This window comes from Vogesella perlucida, from assembly GCF_979366545.1.
In genome coordinates, this window is the sequence record NZ_CEETRO010000005.1 from 24,724 (window position 1) to 49,018 (window position 24,295).

Here is a 24,295-nt window from a genome sequence, read left to right on the forward strand (position 1 = left end):
GCCAGCCAAGCTACTGTTTTTAAAAAAGATTTCAGCGCCATAAACAACCAGGCCCTGTTTATCCACAACTGGCCAGACTAGCAGCCTGGCTGGCACGACATTCGCCGGGCTGGTGTTTTAGCTGTCAGATTTCGATAAGCACAGCACGCCAAGCTTTTGTCATGAATGAGAATTGCTGCTGTAATGGGGGGCCCTAACCCGCTGCCCCTGCCATGAACTTGCGCTTTCCTGCCCCATTGCAGCCCGGTGACACGCTGGCGCTGTGCGCGGTGTCCTCCGGTGTCCCCGAGGTGATGCACGCCCGCCTGGACGCCTCTATTGCCGCCCTGCGTATGGCCGGCTACCAGGTGGTGGAGGGCGACACCCTGCGCCGGCAAGAAAAAAACGCCAGCGCCAGTGCCGCTACCCGGCTGGCAGAGCTCAACGGTTTTCTGTACGACCCGGCGATCAAGGCTATTTTGCCGCCCTGGGGTGGCGAGCTGGCCATGCAACTGCTAGCCGGGCTGGACTGGCCAAGGTTGGCCGCATTGCCGCCAAAATGGCTGTGCGGCTTTTCTGATGTGTCCACACTGGCGGTACCGCTTACCCTGCGCGCCGGCTGGGCCACGCTGCACAGCCCGAACGTATTTGATATCAGCCACCCGGCCCGCCAAAGCGAAATGCAGCCGCTGTGGCACAGCTGGCAGCACGGTTTGCCGCCTCGCCAGCAGGCCTTCACGCACTTTTGGCCGTTTGGCGACCCTGGTGTAACGAAAAGCAGCCGCGTGCGTGTGGCAGGGGCTGCACAGGCCAGCATGGCCGGCAGGCTGATCGGTGGCTGCCTGGATACGCTGTCGCGCCTGGCTGCTACGCCATACTTTGACCTGCAAGCCTGGCGCGGCCAACCCGTACTGCTGTACCTGGAAAACTGCGAGTTGGCCCCGTGCGAGCTCGCACGCGCCCTGACCGCCATGCGCCTGGCCGGGGCGTTCGATAGCCTGGCTGGGCTGATACTGGGGCGCAGCAGCGGCCCCGAGGCTGCACAGCCGGGCGACCTGCAGTACGAAGAAGCCGTCATGCAAGCGCTGGACGGCCTGCCCTGCCCGCTGGTACTGGATGCCGACATCGGCCATGTACCGCCGCAATGGACCCTGATGAACGGCGCTTGGGCCACGCTGCACGTAGCGCATGGCCATGCCACCCTGGAACAGCACTACCACCCCGCCATCACCGCAGGAGACACGCCATGAAGCCCCGCATCGCCCCACCCTCTGCCGCCTTTGTCGGCGTGTCCTGGGTCGCCTTGTTTGCCGGTATGCTCACCTACCTCATCGGTCTGTGGAATGCCACCATGCCGCTGAACGAAAAGGGCTATTACTTCACCGTGCTGCTATACGGCCTGTTTGCTGCCGTCTCCTTGCAAAAAAGCGTGCGCGACCGGCTGGAAGGCATTGCCGTCAGCGGCATTTACTACGGCCTGTGCTGGCTGTCGGTCGGCATCAGCCTGTTATTGCTGGCGGTAGGCTTGTGGAATGCCACCCTGCTGGGCAGCGAAAAAGGCTTTTACGCCATGGCCTACCTGCTGAGCCTGTTTGCTGCCGTGGCGGTACAGAAAAATACCCGCGACCAGCTGGCCAGCCGCCCCGAGCCGGCCAGCTTTGCACCAGAAAACGAAGGAGAGCAGTGATGGCGATTTTGCTGCGTGATGCCAGTGCATTCGACGCCGATAGCGTACAAAGCCTGCTATTCGACCATGGCCCCAATATGTGGAACTGGCTACCGCCCGAAGGCGTGGCGCGTACCATCCAGCAGCTGGTCGCCGGCCTGGCTGGCGGTGTACTGGCCGAAGACGGCAATACGCTGGTGGGGGCGGTACTGTACCGCCAGGCCGACCCCTACCCCAGCCTGCGCCCCGACGATATTGCCCCGCTGCAGTGCAGCTATATCGTGGAAGCCGTGGTGCACCGCGACTACGCCGGCCAGGGCATTGGCGCCCGTTTGCTGAACAGCGTGTGCCAGAAGCTGGCGGCCCAGGGCCAGGCCTGGGTGGTAGCCGACCGCCACGAAGAAAACGGCCCGTCCGCCGGCATGATGCGCAAAGCCGGCTTGCAACAGTTGGGCGTGTACGACGACCCGGCGCGCCGCCCCAGCGGCAGCCGCCGCACCGCGGTATGCGGCAGGCGGCTGTAATACGCACCAAACAAAAAAAGCGGCCAGGCAGTGATGCCTGGCCGCTTTGTGTTTCAGGGTGTGGCTATACGCTGTAGTCGCCCCACACTGTCTGGATGGCACCGACTGCCGCCAGTGCCGCCGTTTCGGTGCGCAGGATGCGCGGCCCCAGTTTCAGCGGCGTCCAGCCTGCGTTAATGGCCTGCTGCTCTTCTGCGCCGGACAGCCCGCCTTCCGGCCCGGCCATCAGCCACGCCTGTTGCGGCGTACGGGCGATATCCACCAGCTTTTGCGTACCCAGCGGCGACAGCAGCAAGTGGGCATCGGCCGCTGGCAGGCTGGCCAGCCACTGTTTCAGCGTCAGGATGGGGCGTACCTCGGGCACGGTGTTGCGCCCGCTTTGCTCGCACGCGGCGATCACGATCTCCTGCCAGCGCTGTACGCGTTTGTCGGCGCGGTCGCCGGCCAGCTTCACGATGCTGCGTTCGGTGGCCAGCGGCTGAAACGCGCTGACGCCCATTTCCACGCCTTTTTGCAGGGTGAACTCCATGCGGTCGCCGCTGGAAATGGCCTGCGCCAGCCCCAGCCATACCGGTGATTCGCGGCTGGTGTCGTCAAATGCCGTGATCGTGCAGCTAACGTCGCGTTTGGCGATATCGGTCAGCGTTGCCTGGTACTCCCCGCCACGGCCGTTAAACAGCGTGATGCCGTCACCGGCGCGCAGGCGCAACACCTGCACATGGCGCACTACCGTATCCGGCAGTGCCAGGGTTTGCCCGGCAGCAAGGGCAATATCTATAAAAAACCTTGGCATGGTGTGTTGATCGTTCGTGTTGATAACGGTATTTTGCTTGGTTTGCTGCACGTGCAACAACATAAACATTACACGGTGGTAAGCGGGCCTGCCCGCAGCGCGAGAGGAGAGATGGATGCAAGTGGTCGATCAGGTAATACAGGTCGTACGCGACGTGGCCCGTTACGAGGTCATGCCGCGCTTTTTGCGCGTGGGCAAGACGCGCAAAGAGGACGGCTCGCTGTTTACCGAAGCCGATCTGGCCTGCCAGCAGGTACTGCAGCAGCGCCTGCCCGCCATCCTGCCCTACCCGGTGCTGGGCGAAGAAATGACCATGGCCGAGCAAGACGCCCTATGGGCGGCCAATCAGGCCGGCCTGTGGGTGGTCGACCCCATCGACGGCACCACCAACTTTGTTAACGGCCTGCCCTACTTTGCCGTGTCGGTGGCGCTGATGGTGAACGGCGTGAGCGAGCTGGGTGTGATCTACAACCCGGTATCCGACGAAATGTTCTACGCCCGCCGTGGCGGCGGTGCCTACCTGAACGGCCAGCGCTTGCCGCTGAAAACCGTGTCCAACAGTATGGGCGACGCCATTGCCGCCGTGGAAATCAAATACCTGCGTTCCGGCAAGCTGGCCGCGCGCATGGGCAGCGTGGCGCCGTTTGGCAGCCAGCGCAGCATGGGTTCCAGCACGCTGGACTGGTGCTTCCTGGCGGCCGGCCGCTACGACATTTATCTGCACGGCGGCCAGCGTCTGTGGGACTACGCCGCCGGCGCGGTGATCCTGGAAGAAGCCGGCGGGCGCATCGCCAGCCTGAACACCGACGACTACTGGGCCGACACCATCTGGAAGCGCTCCGCCATCGCCGCGCTGAACCCCGAGCTGTTTGCACAGTGGCACAAATGGGTGCGCGCCAACCAGTAAGCAGCGGTTTTTAATAGGTTTTTAATAAACAATGCGGCCAACCTTGGGCAAGGTTGGCCGCATTGTTTTGGTGGCGGGCTTAGCGGCGGGCTAGCCAGCTGGCGAAGTCCTGCGCCATGGCGGTGGTAAGCTGGTGCCCGGCCGGGTAGCGCTGCAGCGTGTGCGGCACACCCAGTTCGGTTAGCCAGGCGGTAGCACGTTCGGCCCAGCTGAAGGGCAGTTTGTCATCGTGTTCGCCGTGACACAGATAGCCGTTCAGCAGCGCCAATGACGATTTTTCGGCGAGGATGGGCGCAATGTCCGGCAGGATGCGCCCGCACAGCACGGCAAAGTGGCCCAGGCTGCCGGGCGAGGTCAGTGCGACACTAGCGCTCATGATGCCGCCCTGGCTGAAGCCAGCCACGGTGCAGTGTTCCGGTACCACGCCAAACTGGTATTGCAGGCTGGCCAGCAGCAAGAGCAATAGCTGCCGACTGTGCTCGGCTTGTGGTGCATTGATACGCGGGCCATCGCTGCCGAACTGTACCTCGAACCAGGCAAACTGCTGCGGCCCGAACTGCAGCGGGCCACGTACCAGTACTATCAGCCAGTTTGGGGGTAGCAGCGGCAGCAGGCCGGCCAGCTGCTGTTCGTGGCCACCCACGCCGTGCAGCAATACCAGCAGCCGGCTGGCCTGCGCTGGTGGCCGCGCCTGGGTACGGTAAGTCAGGCCACTGGCCGGGTCGGTGTGCAGCGGGGAAAGCAGGGGTTCGGACATGGCAGGGCTCCGGGAACGATGGTGCCATTGTGGCCCTGCACTGGCTGGCAATAAACCCGCGGTACAGAAAATGATTCGCTACCAAAGGGAAATAATCAGTAGCGGGTATGCCGAGCCTAACGCCCCAGTAGCAGCGCAGTGCCGGCTACGCTGATGGCGGCGCCCAGCCAGCCTAGCAGCGGCGGGGCCTGGCGCGTGACCGCCCACAGCATGGGCAGGATCAGTACCGGGCTGAGCGCCGACAGCATGCCCACGGTGGCTACGTTGCCGCCTTGCAGCGCCACCATGATCAGTGTCATGCCTAGCCCCAGCGCCACCAGGCCGTTCAGCGCCAGCTGGCCCAGCATGCGCGGCGTGGGCGGGTTGGCCATGCGGGCCAGGCGGCTGCCGCTGGCCCACAGCAGCCAGTTGGCCGCACAGCCTATCGCCATGCGCAGGGCGCTGGCGGTGAGCGGGTCTAGCCCGCTGGCCATGGCCGGTTTGGCAAAAAAGGTACCGCATGCCTGGCACAGCGCAGCGGCCAGGCCTAGTGCCACGCCGGCTTTCAGGCCTTGGCTTTGTTCCCACTGGTGGGTGCTGCCATCGCGGCGGCCAAATGCCACCGCCACCAGCACGCCGCCAAACACCAGCACGCTACCGGCCAGCGCCTGCAGGCTCAGTGCCTCGCCCAGCAGCAGTACGCCCAGCGCCACCGAAAACACCGAGTGCGTGGCAAACAGCAGGCCGGTGCGGCGCGGGCCCAGCCGGTTCATGGCGGCGAACATCAGCGCATCGCCCAGAAAAATGCCGAACAGCGCCGATAACGTGAGCGGTAGCAGCGCGGCGCTGTGCAGCGTGGCCCAGCCGCCCAGCGCCAGGCTGGCAGCGCCCAGCAGCACGGTGAGGAAGCTCAGCCGTAGCCGGCTGAAGGCAAACGGGCCGAAGTGCCGCGCCGGGGTGGCACCGATCAGGCCGCCAGCGGCCCAGCAGGTGGCCGCGCCCACGGCGGCCAGGTCGTACAGCAGCATCAGCGCCCCGCTTTCGCGGCGGGTTCCAGCGTGGCCAGCAGCGCGCTCATTGATGCGTCCAGCGCATCCAGCTGTGCGGCGTCCAGCGGTGCCAGGATGCGCGCCATGTTATCCACATGCGCACCCACTACCTCGTTCACCAGATCCAGCCCCTGCGGGGTGAGCTGCACCAGCAGGCTGCGTGCGTCGTCGGGGTTGGGCAGACGGCACACCAGGCCGCGCTCGGCCAGCAGCTGCAGCTGGCGCGTCATGGTGCCGGACGACAGCATCAGGCTGGAAAACAGCGCGGTGGGCGCCAGGCAGTAAGGCGCGCCGCTGCGGCGCAGCGTGGCCAGCACGTCGAATTCCCAGTTGCTGATGCCGTACTGGCCAAAGGTGTCGTTCAACCGCTTTTGCAGCTGGATGCTGCAGCGGCCCAGGCGGCCGATGATGGCCATGTGGCGGGTGTCCAGGTCGGGGCGTTCGCGCTGCCACTGTGCGCGGATGGCGTCCACGGCGTCGGGGGTGTTCGGGGTATCCATGCCGGCTCCAGATAGCTCGTGTTCAAGATAAATATCTTGAGTTAAAGATAAATTATCGATACGCTGATTATATCTTGAATTGGAGATATCACCGTGACGACCGCTTCCCGTTTGTGGCGCGATACCTTGTTAACTGCCGTGGTGCCGCTGATCTGGGGTTCCACTTACCTGGTGACCACGCAGTGGTTGCCGCCCGGCCTGCCGTTTAGTGCGGGTGTGCTGCGCGTGCTGCCGGCCGGTTTGCTATTGCTGTTGTGGACGCGCCACCTGCCGCAACGGCAGGAGTGGCCGCGCTTGCTGCTGCTGTCGCTGCTGAATATCGGTGCCTTCCAGGCGCTGTTGTTCATGGCGGCCTACCGCTTGCCCGGTGGTATCGCCGCCGTACTGGGGGCGATTCAGCCGCTGCTGATGATGGGCTTGCTGTGGCTGCTGGAGCAGCAAACGCCCCGGCCGCTGGTGTTGCTGGCGGCGTGCACGGGCCTGGCCGGCATGGCGGTGCTGCTGAATGCGGGGAATGCGCAGTGGGACACGCTGGGTGTGCTGGCGGCGGCGGGCGGCGCCATCGTGATGGCGCTGGGCATGTATCTGGCGCGGCGCTGGGGCAGCAGCCTGCCCTTGCTGGCGCTAACCGGCTGGCAGCTAACGCTGGGCGGGCTGATGCTGCTACCGGCAGCACTGTGGCTGGACCCGCCGATGCCCACGCTGTCTGCGGCCAACGTGGCGGGCTATGCCTACCTGTCGCTGGTGGGCGCGCTGCTGGCCTACGGTTTGTGGTTTCGCGGCCTGCGCCTGCTGCCGCCGGTGGCGGTGTCGGCGCTGGGCCTGCTCAGCCCGGTGGCGGCGGTCATCCTGGGCTGGGTAGCGCTGGGGCAAAGCCTGCACGGCTGGACGCTGGCCGGTATGGCTACCGTACTGCTGAGCGTGCTGTGCGTGCAGCTGGCCAGCAGCCGGCGCCCGGCGCGCACGCCGGCTTAGCCGTATCAATCCCGCTGGCACACGCGGATGAGGTGCCCGTCCGGGTCGGCCAGGACAAATGTCTGGCCGTAGGGTTCTTCGCGTAGCGGGCTGATGATGTTCAGGCGCCCATCCTGCTGCCAGCGCGCATACAGCGCCGCCACGGTGCTGCCATCTGGCAGCATGATGCCGATCTCGCCACGCGGTGCGGCGGCAGTATCGGGTGCCGTGCCGGACCATAGCGCAAACAGCGCGTCGCCGCTGCCGGCAAAGGCCACGTACTGCGGGCTGACGAATACCGGCGCGGCGGCAAACAGCTGCTGGTAAAAGGCGGTGGAACGGGCGATATCGCTGACGTAGATCAGCTGCAGGTTGGCAACGATGGCGGTAGACATGACGGGTTTCCTTTGTAGTGTGAAACCACAGCCTACGCCCCCCCTGCTGCCAGCCTGCTGTCAGCAGCAGCCCAGTTTTTGTTGCTGTGCTGTCATGCGGGCGCATCGTCCAGCAGCGTGATTTCCACCCGTTCCTTGCCACGGCCCACGTTCTTGCGTTTCAGCGCGATGCGGCCAACCTCGCCGCTGTGGCGCAGGTGGGTGCCGCCACAGGGCACGTGGGCGATGCCGGGCAGCGCCCAGTAGCGGCGGCCGCTGGCCGCGTCGGAAAAGGCGCTGGTGATGGCCAGGTTGGCCGCAATCAGTGCGTCGATGCGGGCCTGCAAGGCAGGCAGGTGCGGGGTGATGGCTTGCGGCAGTGCAAAGTCGATGCGCGCCTTGTGCTCGGCAATGTGGGCGCCGATTTTTTCCACGTCCGGCAGGGTCTGGTAAATCGTTTCCAGCACCAGCTCGGCGGCAAAATGCAGCCGCATCAGCCGGTAGCGCCGTGGCCAGTCCAGCTGCAGCGTCACGGCCGCGCCGGGCTGCAGGCCATGTTGCGGCGGCAGGGTGTAAATAATGCCGTGATCCTGCTTGCGTGCTGCCAGCACCGGCCAGCCGGCTATGCTACCGTGGTCGCTTTCCTGGCCGCCGCTTTCGGCGTACAGGATGGTGGCAGCCAGCGTGACCTCATCGCCGGCCACGGTGGCCACCGTGGTGTCCAGCGTGCATAGATAGGGGTCGTCCCAGAATACCTTGCGGGTCATGCCTGCCCCCGCTCTGCGGCCAACCTTTGGTAAATGGCCGGTTCCACTTTTTCCATGATGCGTTCCGGCTTGCCCAGCGCGCCAAAGCCGAACTGCGCGTACAGGCCGTGGGCATCGGCGGTGGCCAGCATGAAGCGGCGCAGGTTTTGCAGCCGCGGGTGCAGCTGCAGGTAGCGCATCAGCGCCTTGGCGATGCCCTGGCCGCGTGCGCTGTCTACCACGAACACGTCGGCCAGGTAGCCGAAGGTGGCGTAATCGGTAATCACGCGGGCAAAGGCCAGCTGCTGGCCGTCGGCGTGGTAGCCGCCGATCACCAGCGAGCCCTGCAGCGAGGCTTCGAAGAGGTCGCGTGGCAGGCCGGCAGCCCAATACGACTCGCGGCTGAGGTACTGGTACACCAGCTCGCGGTCCAGCCGGGCGCAGTCGGTGCTGAAGACGATGCCTGGCTGTGGCCCCTTCAGGCGTAGCCAGCGGTGGCCGGCGGCATCCACGCCTTCGCCTGTCGGCTGCCAGCCTTGCTGGCGGTAAAACGCCAGCGCGCGCGGGTTGGCCGCAAAGCATTTCAGCGACGGTGCAGCAGTAAAACGTAGCGCAGCGGCCTGTAGCAGGGCCTGGCCTATGCCCTGCCCTTGTGCGGCGGGTGCCACGTACAGGTGGTGCAGAAAGTTTTCTTTTTCGTACACGCTGGCAAAGCCCAGCACCTGGCCGTGGGCGTCTTGCGCGACCAGCAGGCTTTCGTCAGCGGTGTCGCGGGCAAAGTCGGCCAGCTGCATGGCTTGGCTATCCAGCCAGGGAAAGCTGCTGCGGCGTGTGTCCAGGTAGAGCTGCGCCAGCGCGGCGTGCTGGTGTGGGGCGTAAGGCAGGATGGTCATGCAGGCTCCTTGTGGCGCGGCCACCAGCTGGCTTGGGCGGATGGCGGGCTGAGATGACAAACAGCTTACGACAGCGGCGCGCACGACGGTAGTGCAGCATTGGCGCTGTCGACCAATGGCAAGGGCAAGCCGTATGGCTTGCCCTTGTGGTGTTGCGGCCAACGTCTGGCACTAGGCAGCAGCGGCGCGCCGTGCTTTCAGGTAGCCCAGCAGGCCGTGGCCGGAGTACAGTGCCAGCGCCGCCCAGATCAGGCCAAAGCCGATGGCGCGGCTGCTGTCGAACGGCTCGTGGTACAGCCATACGCCCAGTAGCAGCTGGATGGTGGGGCCCAGATACTGGATCAGCCCTACCGTGGCCAGCTTCAACCGGCGTGCACCGCTGGCAAACAGCAGCAGCGGGATGGCGGTGACCACGCCGGCACCCATTAGCAGCGCATCGGTGGCCAGGCCCAGCTGGCCAAAGGCGCCATCGCCGCGCATGGCAAACCACAGCAGCGCCGCCAGCGCCAGCGGCAGCATCAGGAAGGTTTCCAGCGCCAGCCCTTCCAGCGACGGCAGCGGCGCTTTTTTGCGCAGCAGGCCGTACACGCCAAAGGTCGCCGCCAGGCTCAGCGCCACCCACGGCAGCGTACCTACCGACAGCGTGAGCCACGCCACGCCCAGCGTCGCCAGGCCGATGGCAATGCCCTGTGTGCGCGTCAGGCGTTCGCCCAGAAACAGGCGCCCCAGCAGCACGTTCACCAGCGGGTTGATGAAGTAACCCAGGCTGGCTTCCACCACGCGGTTTTCATTGACCGCCCAGATGTAGATCAGCCAGTTGAACGACAGCAGCAGCGACGACAATGCAAACACGCGCAGGCGCGCGCCGTCGCGCAGGCTGTCGCCCAGCCAGCGCCAGTTGCGCTGCACCAGCAGCAAGATCGCCACGAACAGCGCCGACCACACAATGCGGTGACACAAAATTTGCAGCGCCGGTACCGCGTGCAGCGGTTTCCAGTACAGCGGGAACAGGCCCCAGATAAAGAACGCGCCGGTGGCGTACAGCACGCCTTTGCCGGTTTCGTTGGGTGCAGATGACATGGATACGTCTCGAAGGTGGGCCGCAGGCCGGCGGGTAGCCGGTGGCGACAATGGCTCAAGGCTGCACTGTAGCGGTGCGGTGACGGCGCGCTCAACCACGCTAACAGAACGCAGTGTTTTGTCTGGCGCAGGGGCGCTTTTGCTGCACTGGCACATTTGCCGCACTCGCCCGCGCGCGAAGCAGAAAAAAACGACAAAGCTTTTGACGTTTACGTTTACGTCAACTAGTGTTCGCACAAAGCGGTAGCACAGCTGCCGACACACTATAAAGAGACAGAGACAACGCCCTGCAGCCTACCGCCGCCGGGCCACATCACCAGGACGGGATAGCCCACAAGGCTTCACCCGACCCGCTGCGACAAGCACACAGATGGAGGAGACACCATGTCGATTCGCCACGTCGAACTGGAAGACAAATACACGGCACCTACCGGCCAGGTACTGCTGAACGGCATCCAGGCGCTGGTGCGCCTGCCCATGATGCAACAGGCGCGCGACCGCGCTGCCGGGCTGAATACCGCCGGCTACGTTACCGGCTACCGCGGCTCGCCGCTGGGTAATGTGGACCAGGTCATGCAAAAGGCCAGCAAGCACCTGGCGGCCAACAATGTGGTATTCCACCCCGGTTTGAACGAAGACCTGGCCGCCACCGCCGTGTGGGGCACGCAGCAGGTCAACCTGTTCGAGGGGGCCAAGTACGATGGTGTGTACTCCATGTGGTACGGCAAGGGCCCGGGTGTCGACCGCTCCGGTGATGTGATCAAGCACGGCAACGTAGCCGGCACCAGCAAGTTCGGCGGCGTGCTGCTGATTTGCGGCGACGACCACGCCGCCAAGTCGTCCACCTTCCCGCACCAGTCCGACCACATCCTGGCCGCCAGCATGATTCCGGTGCTCAGCCCGTCCGGCGTGCAAGAGGTCATCGACTACGGCCTGCACGCCTGGGCCATGAGCCGCTATTCCGGCTGCTGGGTGTCGATCAAGGCCATCTCCGACACCATCGAAAGCGCCGCCGTGGTGGATATCAGCCCCGAGCGCGTGCAAACGCTGATCCCCGTGGACTTTCCGCTGCCGCCCGATGGCCTGTCCATCCGCTGGCCGGACACCCCGCTGGCGCAGGAAAAGCGTGTGCTGCACCACCGCCTGTACGCGGCGCTGGCCTACGCCCGTGTGAACAAGCTGAACCACGTGACGCTGGATTCGCCCAAGGCGCGGCTGGGCATCATCACCTGTGGCAAGAGCTACCTGGACGTGATGCAGGCGCTGGACGATCTGGGCATCGACGAGCAGCTGGCCGCCGACATCGGCCTGCGCATCTTCAAGGTGGGCATGGTGTGGCCGCTGGAGCCGGAAGGCGTGCGCGAGTTTGCCCAAGGCCTGGAAGAGATCATGGTGATCGAGGAAAAACGCCAGATCATCGAATACCAGCTCAAAGAGCAGCTGTACAACTGGCGCGACGACGTACGCCCGCGCGTGGTGGGCAAGTTTGCCGAAAAAGGCGAATGGGCGCTGCCGCACGGCGACTGGCTGCTGCCGGCCGCCGGCGAGCTGACTCCGGCCATGATCGCCCGCGCCATTGCCAAGCGCCTGGCCAACCTGTACGACAGCCCGGTGATTCACGACCGCCTGAAGTTCTACGACGACAAAGAAGCGCAGCTGGTGAAACCGCGTGAAGCCATCGCACGCATTCCGCACTACTGCAGTGGCTGCCCGCACAACACCAGCACCAAGGTGCCGGAAGGCAGCCGCGCCGTGGCCGGTATCGGCTGCCACTACATGGCGCACTGGATCGAGGGCGACAGCACCAAGACCTTTACCCAGATGGGCGGCGAAGGCATTACCTGGCTGGGCCAGGCGCCGTTTACCAGCACCCAGCACATCTTCACCAACCTGGGTGACGGTACCTACTTCCACTCCGGCCTGCTGGCCATCCGCGCCGCGGTGGCGGGCAAGGTCAACATCACCTACAAGATTCTGTACAACGACGCGGTGGCCATGACCGGTGGCCAGAACGTGGACGGCTACCTGGACGTGCCGATGATTACCCGCCAGGTGCACGCCGAAGGGGTTGGCCGCATCGTGATTACCAGCGACGACCCGGACAAATACCGTACCGCGCACGGCCTGAAAGAAGGCCTGGCACCGGGGGTGGAGGTGTTCCACCGCCGCGAGCTGGACCGCCTGCAAAAAGAGCTGCGCGAGCTGCCTGGCGTCACTATCCTGATCCACGACCAGACCTGTGCCGCCGAGAAGCGCCGCCGCCGCAAACGCAAGGAATTCCCCGACCCGGACCGCCGCGCCTTCATCAACGAGCGCGTGTGCGAGGGCTGTGGCGACTGCGGCAAGAAATCCGGCTGCCTGTCGGTGCTGCCGGTGGAAACCCCGCTGGGCCGCAAGCGCAAGATCGACCAGAGCAGCTGCAACAAGGACTTTTCCTGCGTGGAAGGCTTCTGCCCCAGCTTTGTCTCGGTGGCCGGCGCCAGCGTGAAAAAACCGGGTGGTGCCGCTGCCAGCCTGGACAGCATGGGCGCCCTGCCGCAGCCGCAGCTGCTCAGCCTGCACGAGCCGTTTGGCATCATGGTCACTGGCGTGGGCGGCACCGGCGTCGTCACCATCGGCCAGGTGCTGGCCATGGCCGCGCACCTGGATAACAAGGGCGTGACCGTGCTGGACATGGCCGGCCTGGCACAAAAAGGTGGCTCGGTGTGGTCGCACGTGCGCATTGCCGATAGCCAGGAAAAACTGCACGCGGTGCGCATTGCCGCTGGCGATGCCAACCTGGTACTGGGCTGCGACCTGGTGGTGACCGCCGCCGAGGAAGCGCTGGCCAAGATGCGCGAAGGCTTTAGCCACGTGGTGGTGAACAACTACGAATCACCGACCAGTGCCTTCCTGAAAAACCCGGACGTGCGCTTCCCGGCCAAGGCCATGAAGGAAGCCATTATCGAGTCGGTAGGCAGCAGCCGCTTTGCCGAGGTGAACGCCACGCGTATTGCCACCGCGCTGATGGGCGATGCCATTGCGGCCAACATGTTCATGCTGGGCTACGCCTGGCAAAAAGGCCTGGTGCCGGTATCGCTGGAAGCCATCATGAAAGCAGTAGAGCTGAACGGCGCCGCCGTGAAGTTCAACCAGCAGGCTTTTGTCTGGGGCCGCCACGCCGCACACGACCCGGCGCGCATCGAGACCCTGGTCAGCCCGTCGGCCGTGGTGCAGTTTGTACCGCGTGACACGGTAGAAGGCGTGCTGCACCACCGAAGCAAAGAGCTGGTGGCCTACCAGGACGACAAGTTGGCCGCACGCTACAAGGCACTGGTGGAGCAGGTCAAAGCCGCCGAAGAGCGCGTAAAACCGGGCAGCAGTGCACTGACACTGGCGGTAGCCCGCGCCTACTACCACGTGTTGGCTTACAAGGACGAGTACGAAGTGGCACGCTTGTACAGCGATGGCGAATTCCAGCGCGCGCTGCACGAGCAGTTCGACGGTGACCTCAAGCTGACTTTCCATTTCGGCGCCAGCTGGATGACCGGCCACCAGCCGAAAAAGGTGAACTTGGGCCCGTGGGCGCTGAAGGCGCTGGGCGTGATTGCCCGCTTCAAAGGCCTGCGCGGCAGTGCGCTGGACCCGTTTGGCTGGCAGGCCGACCGCCGGCTGGAGCGCGCCATGATAGGCGAGTTCGAGACGCTGGTAGGCCAGCTGCTGGGCGCGCTGTCTGCGGCCAACCTGGGCACCGCTACCGAGATGGTGAAAGTGTACGAGGGGATTCGCGGCTTCGGCCATGTAAAAGAAGCCGGCCACCAGGCCGCACAAGCCAGACTGGCCGAGCTGCGCAAAGCGTTCGACACGCCGCCTGCCCACAAGGGCGCGGCGGCGTAACGGGCATTGTTTGAGGGTGTTTGACGGGCCGCAAGGCCCGTTTTTTTATGCCTGGCCCACGCGGTGGGGCGTATCAGCCGGCATCAATGCTGTTGTGTTGTTTATAAACTGAAAGAAAGAATTAATGAAAAAATGAGAAATTAGTAAGTCATTCCAGAGATACAGGCGTTGCCAGCCGATGAACCGTGTCAGAAAGCATATCGGTGTCTTTGCCACCAGCTACGGTATCGCCAGCGGCGTGCTGGCAGCCTTGCTGTGCCTGTTGCTGGCCATGCTGCTGTTTGTGGTGGTGGAAAGCCGCAAGCTGTACGCCACCCACCAGCGGCTGGCCACCCAGATCAGCGGTATTACCCGCGAGCAGGAAGACATGCTGGCCAGCCTCAACCGCCTGGTGATGCCGGTATGTGACGACGCTACCCTGGTGCGGCTGCGCACCCGGATCTTTGCCAGCCGCCATATCCGCGATGTCGGCATTTTCGACCTGCAAAACCGGCTGGTGTGTACCAGCAGCGAAGGCCTGCTGGCGTCCCCGCTACTGCCGCTTACCCCTGCCCTGCGCGAAATCCGCAACGGCGTAGATCAGTCCATCTGGTTCAACGCGCCTATCCTGCTGGGGCAGTGGCGCTACCGCGCCATGGTCATGCAGCAGGGCCGTTTCAACGTGGTGGTGAACCAGGACAGCCTGTCGGCCTTGTTGCGCGATGTGGACGTCCTGGGGCTGCAGCTGGCCGATGCGCTGCCGGGGCGTGTCTTTGTCAGCGGCAGGCTCACCCCGTACTGGTCGCGCTACTTTGACGAACAGACCGCGCTGAAACGGCCACTGAAAGGCTTTGACTGGACCGCCCAGGCCCTGGTGCGTACCGACTACATTCCAGGCACGCCGTGGGTGGTGCAGTCCTACCTGACCCTGCCGGAGATCCTGCAGCGCCAGGGTTTGATCCTGCTGCTGGTAGCGGTGGCGGCCTCGCTGATCGGCCTGCTGGTTACTGGCTTTGTCACCCCCATCCTGGCCAGGCAAAAGCGTATTGGCGCCCGTATCCGCAACCTGCTGGAAGAAGGCTGCGTGCAGTGCTATTACCAGCCGATTGTCGAGCTGACTACGCGGCGCTGGGTAGGTTGCGAGGTGCTGATGCGCATCCGCGATGGCGACGAGCAGATCTCCCCGCAGCTGGCGCTGCCGGAAATCGAAAAGCAGGGCCTGGGCTGGGTGCTGGATAGCTTTGTGCTGCAGCAAAGCCTGCGCGAGCTGGCACAGGCGCTGCCACCCACCGATGGTTTCAAGGTGGCGGTGAACCTGTTTCCCGACAATATCCAGTTCCGCCGCCTGGACGCGCTGATTTCCCCGCTACAGGCCATGCTGTGCCGGCCCGACTTGCAGCTGGGGCTGGAAATCGTGGAACAAAGCTACGACGACACCGTGGTGCACGAAATCGCCGCCCTGCGCCAAGCGGGCTACCAGGTCTCGGTAGACGACTTTGGTACCGGTTACTCCAACCTGGGCCGCGTCAAGCGCATGGCGCCGGATGTACTGAAGATAGACCGCTCTTTTGTGTTCGAAATGGAAGACCTGTCGCTGCGTTCCAGCCTGATACCGGAAATCGTCAGCATTGCCCGCGCTATCGGCTCCAGCTTGGTGGCCGAGGGCATAGAAAACGAGCTGCAAGCCGAGCAGCTGGCCAGCATGGGGGTAGAGTACGGCCAGGGTTACCTGTTTGCCCGCCCCCTGCCCGTTGACGCCTTTGCGGCGGCCTTCGCCGCCCAGTTGCGCTGGCAGCAGGGTACCGTTCGTGGGGGCTAAGTGGTATTAATCAGGTTTGCCCTAGCCACAGCGAGCCGCCATGCCTGCCGATATTCTGGTCAAGCTTTATGAGCTGCCACCCTGCCCTGCCATACCCGACGGCGTCGTATTGCGCCACCCTCTGCCACACGAGCGTAGCGCCATGCGCATGTGGATAAGCCGTGAGTTTTCTGATGGCTGGGCCGATGAATTCGATACGGCATTTCGCAGTATGCCGCCTACCGCCTGGGTATTGCAGCAGGGGGGCGAGCTACTGGGCTTTGCCTGCTATGACGTGACAGCGCGGGGATTTTTCGGGCCGACAGGGGTAAAGAAAAGTCATCAAGGTCAAGGGTTTGGCCGTATTTTGCTGCTGGCCAGCCTGCATGCGCTACACCAGCGTGGCTACGCTTACGCCATGATCGGTAGTGCCGGGCCACTAGACTTTTACCTGAGCCAGCTGCCGGCCATGCTGATACCCGATAGCCACCCCGGCATTTATCCACAGCCTGTTGATAAGTGCTGAGCGCCAGCCACGGCGTGTATGCTTTGGCTGGCATCACGCGGATGCGGCCAACTTGTGGCCATGGCGCTGATACACACCAAACCAGCTTGATACCAATCAGGCCACGCGTACGCCAGGGAACAGGCTGAGCCGCCGTGCGTCGTCCACGGCCTGTTCCATATCGCTGGTTTCCTGTTGCCACACCCACACCTTGTGCAAGGGGTCGAAGGTTTCTACCAGCCACAGCTTTTTGCCGGTGCCCAGTGCCACCAGGCGCGCGCGGGCGGGCTGCTGGTAGTTGAAGATAACGGCGTCGCTGGTGACAGGGGCGGCAGGTTTGGTAAACAGGGTACGCATGGTGGTGTCCGTAATAGGGTCGCCCGGTTCTGTTTGCAAATGCCATGCCAGCTTCAGCATTTTGCGGGCTGCGCTACCAGCCAGCGCGACAATGGCTCGGCCAGCAGCAGCACCATCACCAGCCGGCATAGCTGGAAAGCGATGATGGTGGGCACGTCCAGCCCCATGGCGCGCGCGGTCAGGCACATTTCGGTAATGCCACCCGGTGCCATGGCCAGCACGGCCAGTGCTGGCGGCAAACCCGCCACCATAGACAGCAGGCAGGCGCCGGCTACCGCTAGCAGCAGCAAGAGCGCCAGGCTAGCCAGAAAGGCGACAAGAAAGCGCGGTGCGGCCAACATCTGCTGCCGGTCGAAGCGCACGCCCAATGCAATGCCGATCAGCAGCTGTGCAAGCTCTACCCAGCCAGCCGGCAGGCTGCCGCTCAGCGTACCGCTGCTGGCCAGCAGCAGGCTGATGGTGAGCGGGCCGATAAACCACGGGTTGGGTATGCGCCGCCATTGCAGTAGTGCACCCAGTGCCAGCGCAGGCAGCAGCCACGGCAAGGCACTGCTGCCCAGTGGTGCAAGCGTGGTGGCAAACGGTGCAGCGCTGTGCCCGAACAGGGCAAAAGCACCGGGGTACAGCAGCACCACAATCAGCACGCGCAGGCTCTGGCCCAGCACGATCCATTCGCTTTTTGCCCCGCGCCGGCTGCCGATGGCGGTCATTTCCGACGCGCCGCCAGGCAGCGACACCAGCCAGGCGGTTAGCGGGTCCAGCCCGGGGCATAGCCGCCGTAGCAGCTGCATGGCCAGCCACGCCAGCAAGAAGGCAAACACCACGGCTATGGCTATCCACGGTGCCAGCGCGACTGTGCGCAGCAGTGCGGTGTGGCTGAAGGTCAGGCCCAGCGCCAGGCCGACAATGGCCTGGCCCAGCTCGCGGCTATGGCGGATGCTGGCCAGCGGCAGGCCCAGCAGGCGGCCGCCCAGCATGGCCAGTAGTGGCCCCAGCAGCCAGGGCAGCGGGCCACCGGCGGCGTGCCAAAAAAAAACGCCAGCTAGACTGATGACGAGTCCACTGGCGTGTGAGAAGTACAACATCGCTTGTACCGGGAGTACGGGGTGAGCGGCCGCTTCTGACGGCGGCCATCAACAGGCGGGTCAGGCTGCTTGCAGCATTTTCTGGCGGCGCTTCATCAGCGGCGGCACGATCAGGATGGCGGCGGTCACCACCAGGATGGCCAGCGAGATCGGGTGCGTCAGGAATACGGTCAGGTCGCCCTGGTGGATGGACATGGCGCGGCGGAAGTGTTTTTCTGCCATCGGCCCCACGATCAGGCCGACGACCAGTGGCACCACCGGGAAGTCGAAGCGGCGCATCATGAAGCCCAGTACACCAATGATGTACAGCAGCATCAGGTCGAACCAGCTCTGGCGCAGCGCGTAGGCACCCATGGTGGCCAGTACCACAATGCCACCGTACAGCAGCGGGCGCGGTACTTTCAGGAACTGTACCCACAGGCCGACCAGCGGCAGGTTCAGCACCAGCAGCATCACGTTGCCGATGTACAGCGAGGCGATCAGGCCCCACACCAGCTCGGGGTTGGTATCAAACAGCAGCGGGCCGGGCACGATGTTGTACTGCTGGAAGGCAGACAGCATGATGGCTGCGGTGGCCGAGGTGGGGATACCCAGCGTCAGCAGCGGTACCAGGGTGCCGGTGACGGCAGCATTGTTGGCCGCTTCCGGGCCGGCTACGCCTTCGATCGCGCCTTTGCCGAACTCTTTTTGTGTTTCAGGGCTGGCCAGCTTGCGCTCGGCCGAGTACGACAGGAAGGTCGGCATTTCGGTGCCGCCTGCCGGCAGGGTGCCAAACGGGAAGCCGATGGCGGTACCGCGCAGCCACGGTTTCCACGAGCGTTTCCAGTCGTCTTTGCTCATCCAGAAACTGCCTTTGAGCGACTCGATACGGCCGGCGATCTTGTTTTCGTAAGTGGCGGTGTACAGCGTTTCGCCAATGGCAAACAGGCCCATGGCCACCACCACGATGTCGATACCGTCGATCAGCGGCATCAGGCCAAAGGTAAAGCGGCTCTGGCCAGATTGCGACTCGATACCGATCAGGCCCATGGACAAGCCCAGCAGCAAGGCGATAAAGCCTTTCAGCGGCGAGTTACCCAGCACAGCCGACACGGCAGCGAAGGTGAGCATCATCAGGGCAAAGGTTTCTACCGGGCCCAGTTGCAGGGCAAAGCCGGCAATCACCGGGGCCAGCAGGGTGAGCAGCACGGTGGCAATGCTGCCGGCCACAAACGAACCGATGGCGGCGGTAGACAGCGCCGGGCCGGCGCGGCCGGCTTTGGCCATCTTGTTGCCTTCCAGCGCCGACACGATGGAGCCGGCTTCGCCCGGGGTATTCAGCAGGATGGAGGTGGTAGAGCCGCCAAACATGGCGCCGTAGTACACGCCGGCCAGCATGATCAGCGCGCCGGTTGGGTCTACGCTTTGCGTTACCGGCAGCAGCAGGGCCACGGTTACCGCCGGGCCTACGCCGGGCAGCACACCAATTGCCGTACCCAGGGTACAGCCCAGCAGCGCCCATAGCAGGTTGGCCGGGGTCAGTGCGGTAGCAAAGCCCAGACTGAACAGGGCATTCAACGATTCCATTACAGTACTCCCCCCGGGATCAGCGCCGGCAGGTTAAGGCCCAGCGTCTTGAACAGGTGAAACAGGCCCAGGGCCAAAACAAAAGACAGCACCAGGTCCAGTGTGGGGCGGCGTGTCTCCAGTGCACGACAAATACCGAAGCACAGCAGGGTGCCAGCCAGGGTGAAACCCACCAGGCCAATCAGTGCCATATGGGCAATGAGGCTGCCACTGGCGATGGCGAACATGCGCCAGTCGGCGTCGCCACGGGCAAATTCGTCTTCGGCTTCTACTTCTGCCGCGTCGTTCTCGCCGTCGCTGAGAATGGTATCCGGCCCGTTACTGTGGCGACGCTGCATCAGCAACGCGCCACCGGCAACGATCAGACCGGTTACCACCAGCGAAGGAAAGAAGCGCGGCCCGATGCCGGCATAGCCGGCATCGTTCGGGATGTCCTGCAGCTGCCAGGCCATGAACAGGCCCAGCAGGATGATCCCGAAGGCGAGCCACTGCTCGCCGGATACGCGCTTGATCATGGCTTAGTTACCCAGCTTCAGTTTCTTGACAGTCACGGCGGTGCGCTTGATGTCTTCGTTCAGGAAGGTCTGGAAGGTGTCGCCGCTTTGCAGCATGTCCAGCCATTCCATTTTCTCGGCTTTGGCTTTCCAGGTAGGCGACTTCACCGCGGTTTCCACCATCTTGATCAGCTGGGCTTTTTGCGCGGCATTGATGCCGGGGGCAGCAAACACGCCACGCCAGTTGTAGACCACTACGTCGGTACCCTGCTCGCGGATAGTCGGCACCGGAATGTCCGGGTTACGGGTGGCGGCGGAAATGCCCAGCGCACGCACCTTGCCAGCCTTGATCAGGTCGGCCAGCTCGCCGTAGCCGCTGATGTAAGCGGTAATCTGGTTACCCAGTACGGCAGCCTTGCCCTCGCCACCACCGGCAAACGGGATGTAGTTCAGCTTGTCCGGGTCAACACCGGCTTTTTCCGACATCAGGCTGGCCATGATGTGGTCAATACCACCGGCCGAGCCGCCACCGATGCTCACGGCACCCGGGTTGGCCTTGTAGGCGGCCATCAGGTCCTTGATGGATTTGTACGGCGAGGCGGTCGGTACCACGATCACGTTGAACTCGCCCATCAGGCGGGAAATCGGCGTCACCATGCCGAAGTTCACCGGCGATTTGTTGGTTTCCAGCGCGCCCACAGTCACGGCACCGGCTACCAGCAAGGCGTTAGGGTTGCCCTTTTCGTTGTTCACGAACTGCGCCATGCCGATAGCACCACCGGCACCGGCCTTGTTTTCTACGACCACGCTTTTAACCTGGCCAGACGCTTGCAGCGCTTCGCCCAGGGTACGGGCGATGGTGTCAAAGCCGCCGCCCGGGTTGGCCGGGGCCATGATCTTGAATTGTTCAACTTGGGCCTGTGCGGCCATCGGTGCCAGGGCTACCAGGCAGGAAACCAGCAGGGTTTTCAATTTCATGAGTCTCTCCAGTGTTGTGGTACAGCGAGTAATACGTCCTCGGGGCGGGACGATGTTTAAAGCTTATTCAGTGTGTCGGGCGCGTTGCCGCCGGCAGCTGCTCGCGCCAGCGTTTCAGGAACAGGCTCTTTTTGGCCGTATCCAGATACACCAGCAGCCCGCTACCTACCTGAATCGGCCGAAGGTTGGCCGCATTGCGTTTCAGGTCGATATGGCCCAGCTGCCGTGGCAGGTCTTCCCGTATGGGCGGTAGCCCGCTGCCCTGGGACAGCACCTGCTGGCCGTCGCGCGACAGCACAAAATCCGTCCATAGCTTGGCCGCTGCCGTGTGGCGGGCGGCCTTGTGTATCAGCATCAGCCGGGTCACCACCAGCGCGTAGTCTTGTGGCAATACCCAGCGCACCCGGGGCTGGTGGCGGGTAAAACTCACCGCGTACGGCCCCAGCACGTTATAGGCAATGTCGGCCTCGCCTTGCGACAGCCGGCGTAGCAGGGTCAGGCTGTTGCCTTCCTGAAAGCGCACGCTGCGGCCCAGCGCGGCGGCCAGGTCCCAGAACTCGGCGTTATGCCGCGAGTCCTGGCTGAAAAACAGGTAGCCCGCGCCAGAGGCTTCCACGTCGTACGTGGCTACCCGCAGCTGGCTGGGCTGTGCCCGCAGCATGCGCCGCAGGTCGGCATGCGTGTGCGGCATCTGGGCTACCCGCTGGCTGTGGTAGGCAAACACCACCGGCTCGAAAGTGGTGCCGTACACCTCATCCCGCCACGAGGCCCAATCTGGCAGCGCGTCTTTTTGCGGCGAGCGGTAACGCAGGGCGTAGCCGTCGTTCACCAGCTTGATCTGCAGGTCCATGGCCGAGCTCCACAGGATGTCGCCGCTGGCGGCGTTATTGCCCAGTGCGCGACGGTAGATGTCGGCGCTGTTCAGCTCCTGGTACTGCACGCGGATAAACGGGTAACGCTGCTGAAAGGCTTGTAACAGCGGGGCCACTTGTTCGCGGTCGATGGTGGCGTGCACCAGCAAAGTGCCCTCGTGTCGTGCCGCTTCGGTCAGCCCGCTTTGCATGCCATTGCCTGCCAGCAACAGCGGGCTGGCGGCCAGGCAAAGCCAGGTGAGCAGAAAACGGCGCATTCACAACTCCTTACAGTTGCACCAAGTCTAGGCAGCGCTAGCTTTCATTTCCCTTTCACTGTCTGACAGCCGGGCAGCAGTGGTGCAAGAAAGCCGCAATCTGCCCCTGACAGGTGCTTGGCAGGCAGCTATCGGGTGATACGATGAAAAGACAACACAGCAATACAAGCGGCCAACCCCGGCCCGGCACCGCCGGCAGGGCCACAGCCCACAGACAGAGAGCACGATGAGACTGCTGCTAGTAGAAGATAACCACGACATTGCCACCTGGCTGCAAAAGGCGCTGAGCGCTGCCGGCCATGCGGTGGATATTGCGCCGGATGGCGTACAGGCCGACCAGCTGCTGGCCTACGAGCCCTATTCGCTGGTGATTCTGGACATCGGCCTGCCGCGCATGGACGGCTTCGAGGTGCTCAAGCGCCTGCGCCGCCGTGGCAACCGCGTGCCGGTGCTGGTGCTCACCGCGCAGTCCGGCATCGACGCCCGCGTCCACGGCCTGGACCTGGGCGCCGACGACTACCTGGGCAAGCCGTTCGAGCTGGCCGAGCTGGAAGCGCGCGTGCGTGCCCTGCTGCGCCGCGCCCAGGGCAGCGAAGGCGGCGTGCTGCAGTGTGGCGAGCTGGCCTTCGAGCCGGCGCACAAGCGTTTTACTGTCTGCGGCCAACCTTTGGCCCTTACGCCGCGCGAGATGGCCGTGCTGGAGGTGCTGCTATACCGCCAGGGCAAGCCGGTGAGCAAAGAGGTGCTGGCCGACCAGATCGTGCGGCTGGACCAGGACCTGAGCCCGGACGCCATGGAAATCTACGTGCACCGCCTGCGCAAGAAGCTGGCCGGTAGCGGTGTAGCCATCCTGACCCTGCGCGGGCTGGGCTATATGCTGGACGTGGCCAAATGACACTCTCGCTGCGGCGCCAGCTGGTGCAATGGGTGGTGATCCCGCTGATCCCGCTGGCGGCCGCCACCGCCTGGCTGGCGCAAGACAACGCGCGCGAGGCGGCCAACGCCGCCTTCGACCGCACCTTGCAAGCCTCGGCGCGCAGCATTGCCGAGCGCATCGTGGTGCAGGACGGCGAGCTGGTGGTGGATATCCCGGTGGCCGCGCTGGAAATGTTCGACCCGCATTTCCAGGACCGCGTGTTTTACCGCATCGGCTTTGCTGGCGGCTCCACCATTACCGGCGACGCCGACCTGCCGCTGCCCGCCACCCTGCCCGGTGCTGGCGAGCTGCGCTTTTACGATGCCAGCTTTCGTGACGAAGCCATCCGCAGCGTGGCGCTGGCGGTACCGCTTTACTACGCCGGCAGCCAGCGCTTGCTGCTGGTGCAGGTAGGCGAAACCACGCTGTCGCGCGCTTCGCTGGCGCGGCGGCTGTTTACCGAATCGCTGGCGCAGCAATGGCTGATCGGCGCCGTGGCGGCGCTGTTGGTGGCCATTGGCATCAACCGCGCCCTGCGCCCCTTGGGCCGCTTGCGCAGCACGCTGAAAGCCCGCGCCGGTGACCCCTCGCTACAGCTGGATGTCGGCAGCGTGCAAAAAGAGCTGCAGCCCTTGGTGATGGCGCTGAACACGGCGCTGTCCGAGCTGGAAAACCAGCTATCCATCCGCCAGCGCTTTATTGCCGACGCCGCCCACCAGCTGCGCACGCCGCTTACCTTGCTGAAAACCCAGGCCGAATACACCCAGCGTCAGCCCGACCCGGCCGAACAGCAAGCCGGCCTGGCCGCGCTGGTGCACTCTACCGACCAGGTAATTCGCCTGGCTAACCAGTTGCTGGCGCTGTCGCGTGCCGAGCCCGGCCCGGCGCAGCACGAAACGCGCGAGCTGGATGTGGCCGAGCTGGCGCGCGAAGTGACCATGGACTTTGTCATGGTGGCGCTGGATAAGGCGCTGGACCTGGGCTACGAGGGCGACGACAGCGCCCTGCTGTGCGGCCAACCTTTGTTGCTGCGCGAAATGCTGTCCAATCTGATCGATAACGCCGTGCGCTACACCCCGGCTGGCGGCGAAATCACGGTATCGGCCTGGCAGCGCGGTAGCGAGGTCGAGCTGGTGATCTGCGACAGTGGCCCGGGTATCCCACCAGAAGAACAATCGCTGGTGTTCGAGCGCTTTTACCGCGGGCAGCAGGCCGGTGGCGATGGCTGCGGACTGGGCCTGGCCATTGTGCGGGAGATCGTGCGCGGCCATGCCGGACGCATCACGCTGGAGTCTGGCAGCGTTGGCGGTTTGCGCATCGTCATTACCTTGCCACGCCAGCCGCCGCCACTAGCGGGCGACGCGTTACACTTCGGCCTGCATTGACTCACGAAACACCTGTACACCATGCC

The 24,295-nt window shown here is 64.2% G+C and carries 24 protein-coding genes; 10 read left to right on the top strand and 14 right to left on the bottom strand.

Annotation, left to right across the window (positions count from 1 at the left end):
- Positions 1–212 precede the first annotated feature (212 nt).
- The 3 genes from ACZ9XP_RS08540 to ACZ9XP_RS08550 are packed head-to-tail and all read left to right on the top strand — an operon-like array spanning position 213 to position 2,169.
- Positions 213–1,229: a S66 family peptidase gene (locus tag ACZ9XP_RS08540; RefSeq protein WP_465188274.1), complete on the top strand. Its 1,017-nt coding sequence runs from the start codon at positions 213–215 to the stop codon at positions 1,227–1,229.
- Complete coding sequence (gene yiaA, locus ACZ9XP_RS08545) at positions 1,226–1,666, top strand: inner membrane protein YiaA (protein WP_147685412.1); 441 nt, start codon at positions 1,226–1,228, stop codon at positions 1,664–1,666. The genes ACZ9XP_RS08540 and yiaA overlap by 4 nt, the downstream gene beginning before the upstream one ends.
- Entirely contained in the window at positions 1,666–2,169 is a 504-nt protein-coding gene (locus tag ACZ9XP_RS08550) for a GNAT family N-acetyltransferase (protein ID WP_147685410.1), read from the top strand. The genes yiaA and ACZ9XP_RS08550 overlap by 1 nt, the downstream gene beginning before the upstream one ends.
- 64 nt (positions 2,170–2,233) lie before the next feature.
- Here the strand turns inward: ACZ9XP_RS08550 and ACZ9XP_RS08555 are convergent, their stop codons facing one another.
- Positions 2,234–2,962 (bottom strand): 16S rRNA (uracil(1498)-N(3))-methyltransferase, encoded by a 729-nt coding sequence (locus ACZ9XP_RS08555; protein ID WP_465188275.1) that lies wholly within the window; start codon positions 2,960–2,962, stop codon positions 2,234–2,236.
- Between the two features lie 115 nt (positions 2,963–3,077).
- Here ACZ9XP_RS08555 and ACZ9XP_RS08560 point away from each other — a divergent pair, with 115 nt between their 5' ends.
- Positions 3,078–3,869: an inositol monophosphatase family protein gene (locus tag ACZ9XP_RS08560; protein WP_147685406.1), complete on the top strand. Its 792-nt coding sequence runs from the start codon at positions 3,078–3,080 to the stop codon at positions 3,867–3,869.
- 79 nt (positions 3,870–3,948) lie between these two features.
- Here ACZ9XP_RS08560 and ACZ9XP_RS08565 read toward each other — a convergent pair whose 3' ends face one another.
- From ACZ9XP_RS08565 to ACZ9XP_RS08575, 3 genes are all read right to left on the bottom strand, one after another.
- Positions 3,949–4,626 (bottom strand): alpha/beta hydrolase, encoded by a 678-nt coding sequence (locus ACZ9XP_RS08565; protein ID WP_438698966.1) that lies wholly within the window; start codon positions 4,624–4,626, stop codon positions 3,949–3,951.
- A gap of 116 nt (positions 4,627–4,742) precedes the next feature.
- A complete protein-coding gene (locus tag ACZ9XP_RS08570) occupies positions 4,743–5,633 on the bottom strand; it encodes a DMT family transporter (RefSeq protein WP_465188276.1) in 891 nt (296 codons plus the stop codon).
- Positions 5,633–6,154, bottom strand: coding sequence for a MarR family transcriptional regulator (locus tag ACZ9XP_RS08575; RefSeq protein ID WP_147685399.1), 522 nt, complete (start codon positions 6,152–6,154; stop codon positions 5,633–5,635). The genes ACZ9XP_RS08570 and ACZ9XP_RS08575 overlap by 1 nt, the downstream gene beginning before the upstream one ends.
- Positions 6,155–6,241: 87 nt before the next feature.
- Between ACZ9XP_RS08575 and ACZ9XP_RS08580 the strand changes: the two genes are divergently transcribed.
- Positions 6,242–7,129 carry a carboxylate/amino acid/amine transporter gene (locus tag ACZ9XP_RS08580; RefSeq protein WP_438698968.1) on the top strand — a complete coding sequence of 296 codons (888 nt, stop codon included), beginning with the start codon at positions 6,242–6,244 and terminating at the stop codon, positions 7,127–7,129.
- Between the two features lie 5 nt (positions 7,130–7,134).
- Here ACZ9XP_RS08580 and ACZ9XP_RS08585 read toward each other — a convergent pair whose 3' ends face one another.
- The 4 genes from ACZ9XP_RS08585 to rarD form a co-directional block, all read right to left on the bottom strand.
- On the bottom strand, positions 7,135–7,503 hold the full coding sequence (locus ACZ9XP_RS08585) for a VOC family protein (RefSeq protein WP_465188278.1): 369 nt from the start codon (positions 7,501–7,503) through the stop codon (positions 7,135–7,137).
- A gap of 92 nt (positions 7,504–7,595) precedes the next feature.
- Entirely contained in the window at positions 7,596–8,249 is a 654-nt protein-coding gene (locus ACZ9XP_RS08590) for an alanyl-tRNA editing protein (RefSeq protein ID WP_147685392.1), read from the bottom strand.
- On the bottom strand, positions 8,246–9,121 hold the full coding sequence (locus ACZ9XP_RS08595) for a GNAT family N-acetyltransferase (RefSeq protein WP_147685390.1): 876 nt from the start codon (positions 9,119–9,121) through the stop codon (positions 8,246–8,248). The genes ACZ9XP_RS08590 and ACZ9XP_RS08595 overlap by 4 nt, the downstream gene beginning before the upstream one ends.
- Positions 9,122–9,292: 171 nt before the next feature.
- Positions 9,293–10,201 carry an EamA family transporter RarD gene (gene rarD / locus ACZ9XP_RS08600; RefSeq protein WP_147685388.1) on the bottom strand — a complete coding sequence of 303 codons (909 nt, stop codon included), beginning with the start codon at positions 10,199–10,201 and terminating at the stop codon, positions 9,293–9,295.
- Between the two features lie 384 nt (positions 10,202–10,585).
- Between rarD and ACZ9XP_RS08605 the strand changes: the two genes are divergently transcribed.
- From ACZ9XP_RS08605 to ACZ9XP_RS08615, 3 genes are all read left to right on the top strand, one after another.
- Positions 10,586–14,077, top strand: coding sequence for an indolepyruvate ferredoxin oxidoreductase family protein (locus ACZ9XP_RS08605; RefSeq protein ID WP_465188279.1), 3,492 nt, complete (start codon positions 10,586–10,588; stop codon positions 14,075–14,077).
- Positions 14,078–14,255: 178 nt separating this feature from the next.
- A complete protein-coding gene (locus tag ACZ9XP_RS08610; protein ID WP_465188280.1) occupies positions 14,256–15,875 on the top strand; it encodes an EAL domain-containing protein in 1,620 nt (539 codons plus the stop codon).
- A gap of 40 nt (positions 15,876–15,915) precedes the next feature.
- Positions 15,916–16,380, top strand: coding sequence for a GNAT family N-acetyltransferase (locus ACZ9XP_RS08615; RefSeq protein WP_465188281.1), 465 nt, complete (start codon positions 15,916–15,918; stop codon positions 16,378–16,380).
- A 96-nt stretch (positions 16,381–16,476) separates the two neighbouring features.
- Here the strand turns inward: ACZ9XP_RS08615 and ACZ9XP_RS08620 are convergent, their stop codons facing one another.
- The 6 genes from ACZ9XP_RS08620 to ACZ9XP_RS08645 all read right to left on the bottom strand — a co-directional run bounded on the left by ACZ9XP_RS08620 (position 16,477) and on the right by ACZ9XP_RS08645 (position 21,968).
- Positions 16,477–16,716, bottom strand: coding sequence for a hypothetical protein (locus ACZ9XP_RS08620; protein WP_147685380.1), 240 nt, complete (start codon positions 16,714–16,716; stop codon positions 16,477–16,479).
- A gap of 53 nt (positions 16,717–16,769) precedes the next feature.
- The gene (locus ACZ9XP_RS08625; protein ID WP_147685378.1) at positions 16,770–17,801 is read right to left on the bottom strand and encodes an AbrB family transcriptional regulator; all 1,032 of its coding nucleotides are present in this window, start codon (positions 17,799–17,801) and stop codon (positions 16,770–16,772) included.
- A gap of 60 nt (positions 17,802–17,861) precedes the next feature.
- Positions 17,862–19,367, bottom strand: a complete 1,506-nt coding sequence (locus ACZ9XP_RS08630) for a tripartite tricarboxylate transporter permease (protein WP_465188282.1) — start codon at positions 19,365–19,367, stop codon at positions 17,862–17,864.
- Positions 19,367–19,882, bottom strand: coding sequence for a tripartite tricarboxylate transporter TctB family protein (locus ACZ9XP_RS08635; RefSeq protein ID WP_147685374.1), 516 nt, complete (start codon positions 19,880–19,882; stop codon positions 19,367–19,369). The genes ACZ9XP_RS08630 and ACZ9XP_RS08635 overlap by 1 nt, the downstream gene beginning before the upstream one ends.
- A 3-nt stretch (positions 19,883–19,885) precedes the next feature.
- Complete coding sequence (locus ACZ9XP_RS08640) at positions 19,886–20,839, bottom strand: Bug family tripartite tricarboxylate transporter substrate binding protein (protein ID WP_438698610.1); 954 nt, start codon at positions 20,837–20,839, stop codon at positions 19,886–19,888.
- Between the two features lie 67 nt (positions 20,840–20,906).
- Positions 20,907–21,968 carry an ABC transporter substrate-binding protein gene (locus ACZ9XP_RS08645; RefSeq protein WP_438698609.1) on the bottom strand — a complete coding sequence of 354 codons (1,062 nt, stop codon included), beginning with the start codon at positions 21,966–21,968 and terminating at the stop codon, positions 20,907–20,909.
- 226 nt (positions 21,969–22,194) lie between these two features.
- On the opposite strand from ACZ9XP_RS08645, the gene ACZ9XP_RS08650 reads away from it, so the two are divergent.
- A complete protein-coding gene (locus tag ACZ9XP_RS08650; protein WP_017507669.1) occupies positions 22,195–22,863 on the top strand; it encodes a response regulator in 669 nt (222 codons plus the stop codon).
- Positions 22,860–24,269: a sensor histidine kinase gene (locus tag ACZ9XP_RS08655; protein ID WP_147685368.1), complete on the top strand. Its 1,410-nt coding sequence runs from the start codon at positions 22,860–22,862 to the stop codon at positions 24,267–24,269. Before ACZ9XP_RS08650 ends, ACZ9XP_RS08655 begins: the two co-directional genes overlap by 4 nt.
- Positions 24,270–24,295: the final 26 nt, after the last annotated feature.